The sequence below is a fragment of the Streptomyces sp. NPDC004732 genome (genome assembly GCF_040609235.1).
GTDB lineage: Bacteria > Actinomycetota > Actinomycetes > Streptomycetales > Streptomycetaceae > Streptomyces.
Window position 1 is genome coordinate 571,705 of sequence record NZ_JBEXJR010000008.1, and the last position, 10,637, is coordinate 582,341.

The following is a 10,637-nucleotide window of genomic DNA, read 5'->3' on the forward strand; positions in this document are numbered from 1 at the left end:
TGTCCCGTCACATTGCCATGCACACGCAGCGACTGACCCTCACCCTGACCGCGCTGGCCTCCGCGGGGCTGCTGCTCACGGCATGCGGCACCGAGTCGGGAGCCGGTTCCGAAGGCAACTCCGACGGCGGCTCCGGCGGGCGTTCCGTGGCGAGCGAGCAGGCTCTCACCGGTGTCCGGTGGAACGTCGAGAGCCTCACCGTGGGCGGCAAGAAGCACGCCGCCCCGGAGGGCGCCTACCTCAAGATCGGCAAGGACGGGCGGGCCGGCGGCAGCTACGGCTGCAACCAGGCAGGTACGACCGTGTCGATCAAGGGCGACACCGTGGACTTCGGCAAGACGCAGACGACGAGGATGGCCTGCGAGGGCAGCGGCCGCATGAAGTTCGAGGAGGACTTCACGCGCGCCCTCGGCGCGGGCAAGTTCACCGCGAAGGTGGACGGCGACCGCATGACCCTCACCACGGCCAAGGGAGACCGCGTGGACTTCACCTCGCAGCCCGCCGAGCCCGACGCCCCGCTCACCGGCACCAAGTGGACGGTGAACGGCATCGGCGACGGCAGGACGGCCGCGACCCTGCCCAAGGCGGTGTCGGGCAAGGTCCATCTCACCTTCGGCGACGACGGCAAGGTCCGCGGCAACCTCGGCTGCAACGACGTCACCGCCAAGGCCGAGGCGAAGGACGGCCGGATCACCTTCGGCGCGCCCGCGACCACCCGGAAGATGTGCCCGGGCGACGCGATGACCACCGAGCGCAAGCTGCTCAAGCTCTTCGGCGGCAAGGCGCGTTACGAGGTGCGGCAGGACACGCTGAAGCTCACCGCGGACGACGGCACCGTGATCAACGCGAATGCCGCGAACGCCGCGAAGGGCAAGGACAAGGACAAGGGCTAAAAAGGCTGGGGCTAGGGCTTGGGATAGGGCAGCAGCTCCTCGTCCGTCCGCTCCCACGCCCGCCGCAGCTCCGCGAGGAGACGCGGTTCCGAGGCGGCCCGGTCCGCCTGTTCGCGCCGGTCCTCCGCGAGGTCGTACAGGTGGTCCTTGCCGTCCTTGCCCCGGTAGTACTTCCAGTCCCCGCGCCGCAGCGCACGCTCCCCGCGCACCCGCCAGAACAGCTCGCGCTCGGCGATCCTCTCGCCCCGCAGCAGGTAGGGGGCCAGGCTCGTGCCGTCCAGGGGGTGCGCCGGGTCCGGGCGGGCCCCGGCGACCTCCAGGAGGGTCGCCGTCCAGTCCGGCGTGTAGACGGGCTCGTCGCTGACCTGCCCGCCGTCGAGCCGGGCGGGCCACCGCACGATGGTCGGCACGCGGATGCCGCCCTCCTGCAGCGAGCCCTTGTTGCCGGACAGCGGCCAGTTGTACGAGAAGCGCTCGCCGCCGTTGTCGGACGCGAAGAACACGAGGGTGTCCCGTTCCTGGCCGGACTTCTTCAGCGCGCGAAGCACCTCCCCGACGGACCGGTCCAGGTCCTCGACCAGCTCCTTGTACTTCTCGACGGAGCCGCCGTCCCGGTGCTGGAGCGCACCCTTCTCGCCCGCCTTGATCCTCCGTACGATCTCGGCGCTCTGCTCCTCGTCGCCGTCCGCTATCCACGGCCAGTGCGGGGTGGTGAAGTTCAGGTTGAGCAGCCACGGCTTTTCCCCGTGGTCCCGCCCCACGTACTCGCTCGCCCGCTCGGTCAGGATCCGCGTGTAATAGCGCAGGTCCTTGTACTCGGCGTCGCCCTCCCGGACCCCGCCCTCGAAGAGGTCGTACTCCCCGGCGAGCCCCAGCTTCGAGTAGTACTCCAGCGCCCCGCCGAAGTTCCCGAAGAACTCGTCCCAGCCCGACTTCGTGGGTGAGTACTCCGGCAGGTAGCCGCAGTGCCACTTGCCGATGAGCGCGGTCGCGTATCCGGCGCCCTTCAGCAGCGACGCCAGCGTGGGATGCGTCGGGGCAAGGCCCACGGACTTGTCCGCTATCGGCTCCGCGAGCCCGCCCTTCGTACGCCCGGGGTAGCGCCCCGTGTACAGGCTGAAGCGGGTCGGCGAGCAGGTCGCGGACCCGGAGTAGGCGTCGGTGAAGCGCACGCCCTGGCGGGCCAGGCGGTCCAGGTGCGGGGTCTTGATGTGCGGCGATCCGTAGGACGAGAGGTCGGCCCAGCCGAGGTCGTCGCCGAGGATGAAGAGGATGTTCGGCCGTCGTCCGCTCCGGCGCGGGGCCGCGCGGAACGGCCGCTCCCCGGCCTCGGCGGCGGGGACGCCCACCGCGGCGGCGGCACCGGCTCCCACGGCACCTCCGAAGGCACGTCGGGACAAGGCAGACTTTTCGTACGGGGGTGTGGGCATGGCTGCGCTCCTGAACGGGGCGCGGCACGGCAGGCGGCGCTACCCGGAGTCGGAAGAAATGAGTCGACGGAGAGTGAGTTCAGGCAGCGCTGCGACAGATGGCGCTCGCGACACGGACCAGGTCGACGTGGCGGCGCTCCACAAGGGCGACCGACCGGTCGCCTAGGGGCTGCAGGGGCATGGGCCAGGAGCTTCACGGCCCCCGCCCACCCCTGTCAACGCTCCCGCGCACCTGTTCACAAGGGCTTCGTACTCCACGTGCGCACCGGGGCCACGACTACGCTCCGTGCGGGGCCCGTATCCCCAATTCGGACCAGTGGTCGATCTCGCCTACACTCGATGCCGTGCCACGTGGTGACGGTCGACTCAATCACGATCTGCTCCCCGGCGAGAAAGGCCCCCAGGACGCTTGTGGCGTCTTCGGTGTCTGGGCTCCGGGCGAAGAGGTCGCAAAGCTCACGTACTTCGGGCTCTATGCCCTCCAGCATCGGGGCCAGGAATCCGCGGGAATCGCGGTCAGCAACGGCTCCCAGATCCTCGTCTTCAAGGACATGGGCCTCGTTTCCCAGGTCTTCGACGAAACCTCTCTCAGCTCGCTCCAGGGTCATATCGCGGTCGGTCACGCCCGCTACTCGACCACCGGGGCCTCCGTATGGGAGAACGCCCAGCCGACGTTCCGTGCCACCGCGCACGGCTCCATCGCGCTCGGGCACAACGGCAACCTCGTCAACACGGCCCAGCTCGCCGAGCTGGTCGCCGCCCTGCCCAAGGAGAACGGCCGCGCGACCCAGGTCGCGGCGACCAACGACACCGACCTGGTGACGGCTCTCCTCGCGGGCCAGGTGGACGACGACGGCAAGCCGCTGACGATCGAGGAAGCGGCCACCAAGGTCCTCCCGGACGTGCAGGGCGCCTTCTCCCTCGTCTTCATGAACGAGCACACGCTGTACGCGGCCCGCGACCCGCAGGGCATCCGCCCGCTGGTCCTCGGCCGCCTGGAGCGTGGCTGGGTCGTCGCCTCGGAGTCCGCGGCGCTCGACATCTGCGGTGCCAGCTTCGTCCGCGAGGTCGAGCCCGGCGAGTTCATCGCGGTCGACGAGAACGGACTGCGAACGTCACGATTCGCGGAAGCGAAGCCCAAGGGCTGTGTCTTCGAGTACGTCTATCTGGCGCGCCCCGACACGGACATCGCCGGGCGGAACGTCTACCTCTCGCGTGTCGAGATGGGCAGGAAACTCGCCAAGGAAGCTCCGGTCGACGCCGATCTCGTCATAGCGACGCCGGAGTCAGGAACGCCCGCCGCGATCGGTTACGCGGAAGCCTCCGGCATCCCCTTCGGCGCCGGTCTGGTCAAGAACGCCTACGTCGGCCGGACCTTCATCCAGCCCTCGCAGACGATCCGCCAGCTCGGCATCCGTCTCAAGCTGAACCCGCTCAAGGAAGTCATCAAGGGCAAGCGTCTGGTCGTCGTCGACGACTCGATCGTCCGCGGCAACACCCAGCGCGCCCTGGTCAAGATGCTCCGCGAGGCCGGAGCGGCCGAGATCCACATCCGGATCTCCTCGCCGCCCGTGAAGTGGCCCTGCTTCTTCGGCATCGACTTCGCGACCCGCGCGGAGCTCATCGCCAACGGCATGACGATCGACGAGATCGCCACCTCGATGGGCGCCGACTCGCTCTCGTACATCTCCATCGACGGCATGATCGAGGCCACGACCATCGACAAGCCGGACCTCTGCCGCGCCTGCTTCGACGGCGTGTACCCGATGGACCTGCCCGACCCCGAGCTGCTCGGCAAGCAGCTTCTGGAGACGGAGCTGGCGGCAGGCCCTGCCGCCACGGCAGCGGCCGACGCGATCCGTCGCCCGTAAGCCACCGTAGTAACGACACGAAAGCTCTCAATCACCATGCCTGAGACCACTGGTGCCAGCTACGCGGCCGCCGGCGTAGACATCGAAGCGGGCGACCGCGCCGTCGAGCTCATGAAGGAGTGGGTCAAGAAGACCCAGCGTCCTGAGGTCGCGGGCCTCGGCGGTCTCGGCGGCTTCGCCGGACTCTTCGACGCCTCGGCGCTCAAGCGCTTCGAGCGCCCGCTGCTGGCCTCCGCGACCGACGGCGTCGGCACGAAGGTCGACATCGCCCGCCAGATGGGCGTCTACGACACCATCGGCCACGACCTCGTCGCGATGGTCATGGACGACATCGTCGTGTGCGGCGCCGAGCCGCTCTTCATGACCGACTACATCTGCGTCGGCAAGGTCCACCCCGAGCGCGTCGCCGCCATCGTGAAGGGCATCGCCGAGGGCTGTGTCCTCGCGGGCTGCTCGCTCGTCGGCGGCGAGACCGCGGAGCACCCGGGTCTGCTCGGCCCGGACGACTTCGACGTCGCGGGCGCGGGCACGGGAGCGGTCGAGGCCGACCGCCTGCTCGGCTCGGATCGCATCCGTAAGGGGGACGCGGTCATCGCCATGGCGTCCTCGGGTCTTCACTCGAACGGGTACTCGCTCGTCCGGCACGTGGTCTTCGACCGCGCGGGCTGGGCCCTGGACCGCCGGGTCGAGGAGTTCGGCCGCACGCTCGGCGAGGAGCTCCTGGAGCCCACCAAGATCTACTCCCTGGACTGCCTGGCGCTCACCCGCACCACGGACGTCCACGCCTTCAGCCACGTCACCGGGGGCGGCCTCGCGGCCAACCTCGCCCGGGTGATCCCGGACGGCCTGCACGCGATCGTCGACCGCGAGACGTGGACGCCGGGCCCGGTCTTCGACGTGGTCGGCCAGGTCGGCCAGGTCGAGCGCCTGGAGCTGGAGAAGACGCTGAACATGGGCGTCGGAATGATCGCGATCGTCCCCGAGGAGTCGGCGGACGCGGCGCTCACCACCCTCGCGGACCGCGGCCTCGACGCCTGGGTCGCGGGCGAGATCACGGACCGCGGCGAGCACACGACGGGCGCCGCCATGATCGGCGACTACGCCAAGTAGGCCGGTGCAGCCGTCCTCAGGGCAGCACAAAACCCGGTCCGGTGTGGTGACCACCCCGGACCGGGTGAAGTGCAGTTGCTATGAGAACTGCGAATACTGCGTAGGCAACAAATGCTGCATATACAACGAGGTCAAGCGCCGCGGCGCTGAGACGACGGACCGGACTCGTCGGAGTCCTCGTCCTCGTCGTCGTTATACAGATCCGCGTACTGGGCGTACGGGTCGTCTTCTTCCTCGTCGTCGTCCTCGAACGGCTCGCCATTCGGCGGCTGTTGCGAAGTCGAAGCGCCCAGCTCATTGGCCAGACGCGACAGGTCAGTCCCGCCGCTGCTGTACTTCAGCTGGCGGGCGACCTTCGTCTGCTTGGCCTTTGCCCGGCCGCGCCCCATGGCTCGACCCCCTCGGATATGGGGCTCGGTGGCCCCAGAGTCTTGACACGCGTTCATGATCGGGAACGGGCTCTCCTCGGAGAGACCGGTCCGTAGGGCTTCCACGGTACCTGCTCCTGCGGCCATACGGTACGTCGCCCGCAGGACGCGCCTCGGCGCACAACCCTCGAGGAGCCCCGTCCTCGCTGGTCAACTGCGATTTTAACCTCTTCTTGGCGGGCGACCCGCCGACGGGGGTGAGTCTTGTCTCTCGTGTACGTCGACGGGGCCCTGTCAAAGCGTCACACAACGCCGGAACGTCAGATTCCGGTTTGTTTCAGCGCGCGTCGGACATGCGCTGTTCGGCGATCCTGTCGGCCGCCGCGGCCGGCGGGATGCCGTCTTCCTTTGCGCGAGCGAATATTGCGAGCGTGGTGTCGAAGATCTTCGTCGCCTTCGCCTTGCACCGGTCGAAGTCGAAGCCGTGGAGCTCGTCGGCGACCTGGATCACCCCGCCCGCGTTCACCACGTAGTCCGGCGCATAGAGGATCGACCGGTCGGCGAGGTCCTTCTCCACCCCCGGGTGTGCGAGCTGGTTGTTCGCGGCGCCGCACACCACCTTCGCGGTGAGGACCGGCACGGAGTCGTCGTTCAGCGCGCCGCCGAGCGCACAGGGCGCGTAGATGTCCAGGCCCTCGGTGCGGATGAGCGCCTCGGTGTCGGCCACCGCCGTCACCGACGGGTGCTTGTGGACGATCCGGTTGACCGACTCCTCGCGCACGTCCGTGATCACGACCTCGGCGCCGTCCTCCAGGAGGTGCTCGACCAGGTGGTGGCCCACCTTGCCGACGCCCGCGACGCCGACCTTGCGCCCGCGCAGCGAGGCATCGCCCCACAGGTGCTCGGCGCTGGCCCGCATGCCCTGGAAGACACCGAAGGCGGTGAGCACCGAGGAGTCCCCCGCGCCGCCGTTCTCGGGGGAGCGTCCGGTGGTCCAGCGGCACTCGCGTGCGACGACGTCCATGTCGGCGACGTACGTACCGACGTCGCAGGCCGTCACGTAGCGGCCGCCGAGCGAGGCGACGCAGCGGCCGAAGGCGAGGAGCAGCTCCTCGCTCTTGATCCGGTCAGGGTCGCCGATGATCACGGCTTTGCCGCCGCCGTGGTCGAGCCCGGCCATGGCGTTCTTGTACGACATCCCGCGCGACAGGTTCAGGACGTCGGCGACGGCCTCTTCCTCGGTCGCGTACGGGTAGAAGCGGGTGCCGCCGAGGGCGGGGCCCAGGGCGGTGCTGTGGATGGCGATGACGGCCTTGAGGCCGCTGGCGCGGTCCTGGCAGAGCACTACTTGCTCGTGGCCTCCCTGGTCCGAGTGGAACAGGGTGTGCAGGACGCCGTTGTCTGCTTCGGTCACTGTGGTGACTCCCGGTCAAGTGCGGCGGTTGGGCGGGCTCCCGTACGGGTGGCGGGGGCCCGATGGGCATGAGACTAGAGGCTGTCCACCGGCCTTGACCTCCCGGTGCCGAGGATCACGTTTTCCGGCGCGTCCGCGGGGGAGAGAGGAGCCGTGCCCAAGGTGTCTTCGGTGACGGTCCCGTACGCGTCCTACCTGCGTGTCTACGAGCCGTTGGCCGCCTTCCCCGAGCCGGAGCGCGACCACTGGGCGCGCTATGCCCGCCGCCCCGACCTGCCCTCCTGCCAGGACGAACTCCGCCGTTCACTGGCCGACCTGGTGCCCACGCCCCCGGTGCCCGTGCCGGTGCACGAGAGCGGCGACGCCTTCGTGGTCGAGGTCGACGGGGTGCTGTGCGTCTGCCCGTGGCGGACCCGGCTGCGCGGCTGGCAGGCGATGGAGGAGCTGGCGGGCCAGCTGCCCGCGCCCGTCCTGGACGCGGTGCTCCCCCCGGTGCTGCGCCGCCAGACCACCGCGGACTACGAGCGGTGGCTGGCGCGGAACCCCGACGCGCGCCCCTGGATCCGTACGTCGACGTGGCAGGTGCCGCTGCACTGGTTCGTGCTCGTCGCCGACGAGGAGCGCAGCCATGAGAGGGGTGCGTCGCCCGCGCTCCGCTACCGCACCCCGATGGTGCAGGCCCGGCGCCGGGTCGCGCGCGGGCTGCGGGCGCTGCGGGACGCGTTGGACGAGGGGCCGATCATCGAGGGGCTCGTGGACGTCGGCCGGTGGCTGGAGGAGTTCCACCCCCGCTCCCTGGTCGAGCTCGACTACGGCGGGCTCGTGCACGCGGTCTCCGCCGACGAGCTCGACGAGGACCACTCGGCGGCGGACGTCGCCGAGGGGATCGAGGCGCTGCGCATCGGCGACGGCGAGGTGGCCGGCGAGGCGTATGCAAGGCTCGTGGAGCGATGGCGGGCGGTTCGGGACCTTCAGTTCGCGAACTGAGGTCTCTGGTCGCCCGGGTGTCAGGACGTAGGTCCCGATCCGGGCCTTTGCCTCAAGCGTGACGGACCGCACTAACTGCACCCTTGCGCCCATCACCCCTCCTCGTGCCAAAATAGGACAAGGAGTCCGGGGAGGGCTCCTTCCGCCCAAGTATGGGCGGAATGCTCGGCATTGCACTCTATGGGGGGTCTGTTGACTCCTGATCGCTCTGTGACTGATCGTCACTGTGCCGTGACTGTCCGCTATGGCATGGTCCATCGGCTTCCGTCGGTGATGAACACCTGGGAGGGCAATTCCATCGGTTTGGCCGACGCGGCTGGACGGATGGTGTAGTTGTAGTGCCGAGGACAAGCCGTTCGTCCTATAACCGACTCGACTCGCGTCCGCCATTTCGGGCAACGCGGGTCAAGGTGCAGAATTTAGAGGAATGAACCGAGAAGGTTCGGTTCTCCCGAGGAGGCCGCTCATGACCGCTCGCACCCCTGATGCCGAGCCGCTGCTGACCCCGGCTGAGGTCGCCACGATGTTCCGCGTCGACCCGAAGACGGTCACGCGCTGGGCGAAGGCTGGCAAGCTCACGTCGATTCGCACGCTCGGCGGACACCGCCGTTACCGCGAGGCTGAGGTCCGCGCACTGCTCGCGGGTATTCCGCAGCAGCGCAGCGAGGCCTGAAGTACCGCTTAACCAGCAGTAACCCGCACAACTCGGGCGAAGAGCACCACTGCTGCCGGGTCCCCCAACCTGGCCGTACGTCCGACATATGGCTACACGCGACGAGGGTCCTGCCCCAACGGGACCCACGCCTTGCTCACTTGGGTGCGTCGTTCGATCGCGCTGGACTCCGCCGGGTCCAGCGCGATCTTTTTTGTGCGCCGAGGACGCGCTGGTGGGCGGGGATCTGAGCGCCCTTGTTGGTCTCTGGGGGTCCCTGAGAAGGGTGCCGGGGGAGCGTCCTGGAGGTGGTGCAATTGCACATATTAAATTGGCTGGTTGTAGGGAGGGTGTAAGTTCCGGGGTTCCTGAAACTTGTTCGGTGACACCCGTCACACGTCGTGAATCTTGTTGCGCACGACACCCCTGCGCTAGAGGGGCCGCGGCGGCATTCGATGGCCTTCGAGTCTCAGCCTCCCACCGGGGAGGCTGCCCGCGCGTCGGCTTTGGTCATGCGTTGGGGGGACTTTCGTCCCCGGGCGGCCCGGCGGACTCCGTCGGCTCGGTACGGGCGGCTGCGGGGCTCTCGCGCACGAAAACCGCCTCGGGGGCCTCGTGCTCGTCGGGGGCCCGCTGAGAGGGCTCCAGGGCGAGCCTCAGCAGCCGGTGGCAGATCGGGCAGTGCCGGGTCACATGGCGGTACCTGGTGGCCGCCGCGAGGTGCGCGCGCAGCAAGGCGCGCGTCTCGTGCCGCGCGGACGCCGGAGAAGCGGACATGCGTCACCTCCTGGGGAGCCTCCCGCGGCTCCCTGGTGTCCGGGGTACCGGTGGAATGTGACGCAGTCAAGATGCCGCCGCCACAACGGGCCGCGGTCGGGGGCACGCGAGCGGCCACGCAAGAAGGGCCGCACCTGCGCGGATGCGGCCCCGCTCGTTGCCACACGAAGAAGGGCCGCACCCTTGCGGATGCGGCCCTTCATTTACTGCGGTCCTGACGGGATTTGAACCCGCGGCCTCCACCTTGACAGGGTGGCGAGCACTCCAAACTGCTCCACAGGACCTTGCTTTGCTGCGCCGATTGCTGCGTTGCGCTGCGAGACAGGACTCTACAGCAGCGCAGGCCCGGCGGTCGAACTCACCCAGGGTGGCCGGGTGATCACGGCGCGGCCGCGTCGATCGCCTTCACGATCCGCTTGTCCGAGACGGGGTACGCCGTGCCGAGCGCGTGCGCGAAATAGCTGACCCGGAGCTCCTCCAGCATCCAGCGGATGTCCAGGACCTCCCGGGGGACGGGGCGGCCCTGCGGGAGCTGTTCCAGGAGCCAGGCGTACTCGTCCTGCATCTCGTGGACCTTCTCCATGCGCGAGGTGTCCCGCTGGACGTTCGTCGGCATCTGCTGGAGGCGCCGGTCGGCGGCCGTCATGTAGCGCATCAGGTCCGCGAGGCGGCGGATGCCGGTGGCCGTGACGAAGCCGGGGCCGACGAGGGCGTCCAACTGCGCGCGGACGTCCGTGAGGTTGGCCAGGAGCGTCGGGCTCTTCGTCGACTTCAGGCGACGCTCACAGGCCTGCCAGGCGGCGAGGACCTGCTGGACCTGGCCGACCGTGCGGACCGTCGTGTCGACGATCTCGGCGCGCACCTTCTCGTACAGCTTGCGGTACGACTCCTCGTCCCAGGCGGGGCCGCCGAAGTCACCGATGAGCTTGTCCGCCGCCGCCATCGCGCAGTCCGCGAAGAGCGCCTGGATGGAGCCGTGCGGATTGGCGGACAGGGCGATCTTCTGGGCGTTGGTCAGCTTGTCCGAGGCGAACTTGGCCGGATTCACGGGGATGTTGCGCAGGATGAGGCGGCGCGTGCCCTTCCACATCGCCTGCTGCTGCTCGGCCTCCGTGTCGAAGAGGCGTACGGAGAC

At 69.1% G+C, this 10,637-nt stretch carries 11 protein-coding genes and 1 tRNA gene; 5 read left to right on the forward strand and 7 right to left on the reverse strand.

Translation table 11 applies throughout. The features are described 5' to 3' along the window. The first annotated feature begins 17 nt into the window (after nucleotides 1-17). Nucleotides 18-893, forward strand: coding sequence for an META domain-containing protein (locus ABZV77_RS26535; protein ID WP_356261549.1), 876 nt, complete (start codon nucleotides 18-20; stop codon nucleotides 891-893). 11 nt (nucleotides 894-904) lie between these two features. Here ABZV77_RS26535 and ABZV77_RS26540 read toward each other — a convergent pair whose 3' ends face one another. Further along, nucleotides 905-2,323, reverse strand: a complete 1,419-nt coding sequence (locus tag ABZV77_RS26540) for a sulfatase-like hydrolase/transferase (protein ID WP_356261552.1) — start codon at nucleotides 2,321-2,323, stop codon at nucleotides 905-907. Between the two features lie 79 nt (nucleotides 2,324-2,402). After that, on the reverse strand, nucleotides 2,403-2,504 hold the full coding sequence (locus tag ABZV77_RS26545) for a putative leader peptide (protein ID WP_356261555.1): 102 nt from the start codon (nucleotides 2,502-2,504) through the stop codon (nucleotides 2,403-2,405). A gap of 163 nt (nucleotides 2,505-2,667) precedes the next feature. On the opposite strand from ABZV77_RS26545, the gene purF reads away from it, so the two are divergent. Together purF and purM are read left to right on the forward strand one after the other, a co-directional pair. Further along, complete coding sequence (purF, locus tag ABZV77_RS26550) at nucleotides 2,668-4,194, forward strand: amidophosphoribosyltransferase (protein WP_356261557.1); 1,527 nt, start codon at nucleotides 2,668-2,670, stop codon at nucleotides 4,192-4,194. A 36-nt stretch (nucleotides 4,195-4,230) separates the two neighbouring features. Continuing rightward, nucleotides 4,231-5,304 (forward strand): phosphoribosylformylglycinamidine cyclo-ligase, encoded by a 1,074-nt coding sequence (gene purM, locus ABZV77_RS26555; RefSeq protein WP_356261560.1) that lies wholly within the window; start codon nucleotides 4,231-4,233, stop codon nucleotides 5,302-5,304. 131 nt (nucleotides 5,305-5,435) lie between these two features. On the opposite strand, the gene ABZV77_RS26560 is transcribed toward purM, so the two are convergent. Together ABZV77_RS26560 and ABZV77_RS26565 are read right to left on the reverse strand one after the other, a co-directional pair. Further along, the gene (locus ABZV77_RS26560; RefSeq protein WP_356261562.1) at nucleotides 5,436-5,693 is read right to left on the reverse strand and encodes a DUF3073 domain-containing protein; all 258 of its coding nucleotides are present in this window, start codon (nucleotides 5,691-5,693) and stop codon (nucleotides 5,436-5,438) included. A 316-nt stretch (nucleotides 5,694-6,009) separates the two neighbouring features. Then, nucleotides 6,010-7,086 carry a Glu/Leu/Phe/Val dehydrogenase dimerization domain-containing protein gene (locus ABZV77_RS26565; protein ID WP_356261565.1) on the reverse strand — a complete coding sequence of 359 codons (1,077 nt, stop codon included), beginning with the start codon at nucleotides 7,084-7,086 and terminating at the stop codon, nucleotides 6,010-6,012. 153 nt (nucleotides 7,087-7,239) lie between these two features. Here ABZV77_RS26565 and ABZV77_RS26570 point away from each other — a divergent pair, with 153 nt between their 5' ends. Next, nucleotides 7,240-8,073, forward strand: coding sequence for a hypothetical protein (locus ABZV77_RS26570; protein WP_356261567.1), 834 nt, complete (start codon nucleotides 7,240-7,242; stop codon nucleotides 8,071-8,073). Between the two features lie 466 nt (nucleotides 8,074-8,539). Next, complete coding sequence (gene bldC, locus ABZV77_RS26575; RefSeq protein WP_003949541.1) at nucleotides 8,540-8,746, forward strand: developmental transcriptional regulator BldC; 207 nt, start codon at nucleotides 8,540-8,542, stop codon at nucleotides 8,744-8,746. 489 nt (nucleotides 8,747-9,235) lie between these two features. Here bldC and ABZV77_RS26580 read toward each other — a convergent pair whose 3' ends face one another. The 3 genes from ABZV77_RS26580 to ABZV77_RS26590 form a co-directional block, all read right to left on the reverse strand. Continuing rightward, nucleotides 9,236-9,502, reverse strand: coding sequence for a DUF6274 family protein (locus ABZV77_RS26580; RefSeq protein ID WP_356261569.1), 267 nt, complete (start codon nucleotides 9,500-9,502; stop codon nucleotides 9,236-9,238). Between the two features lie 209 nt (nucleotides 9,503-9,711). Next, nucleotides 9,712-9,786: transfer RNA gene (locus ABZV77_RS26585), tRNA-Asp, on the reverse strand. Between the two features lie 95 nt (nucleotides 9,787-9,881). After that, a partial coding sequence (locus tag ABZV77_RS26590; protein WP_356261572.1) for a DUF3418 domain-containing protein occupies nucleotides 9,882-10,637 on the reverse strand: 756 nt, incomplete at its 5' end.

Bases quoted from the DNA above. Each gene is read 5' to 3' on its own strand.
- purM (WP_356261560.1), top strand. From the start codon at position 4,231: ATGCCTGAGACCACTGGTGCCAGCTACGCGGCCGCCGGCGTAGACATC.
- ABZV77_RS26540 (WP_356261552.1), bottom strand. From the start codon at position 2,323: ATGCCCACACCCCCGTACGAAAAGTCTGCCTTGTCCCGACGTGCCTTC.
- ABZV77_RS26535 (WP_356261549.1), top strand. From the start codon at position 18: ATGCACACGCAGCGACTGACCCTCACCCTGACCGCGCTGGCCTCCGCG.
- ABZV77_RS26580 (WP_356261569.1), bottom strand. From the start codon at position 9,502: ATGTCCGCTTCTCCGGCGTCCGCGCGGCACGAGACGCGCGCCTTGCTG.
- ABZV77_RS26545 (WP_356261555.1), bottom strand. From the start codon at position 2,504: ATGCCCCTGCAGCCCCTAGGCGACCGGTCGGTCGCCCTTGTGGAGCGC.
- ABZV77_RS26560 (WP_356261562.1), bottom strand. From the start codon at position 5,693: ATGGGGCGCGGCCGGGCAAAGGCCAAGCAGACGAAGGTCGCCCGCCAG.
- bldC (WP_003949541.1), top strand. From the start codon at position 8,540: ATGACCGCTCGCACCCCTGATGCCGAGCCGCTGCTGACCCCGGCTGAG.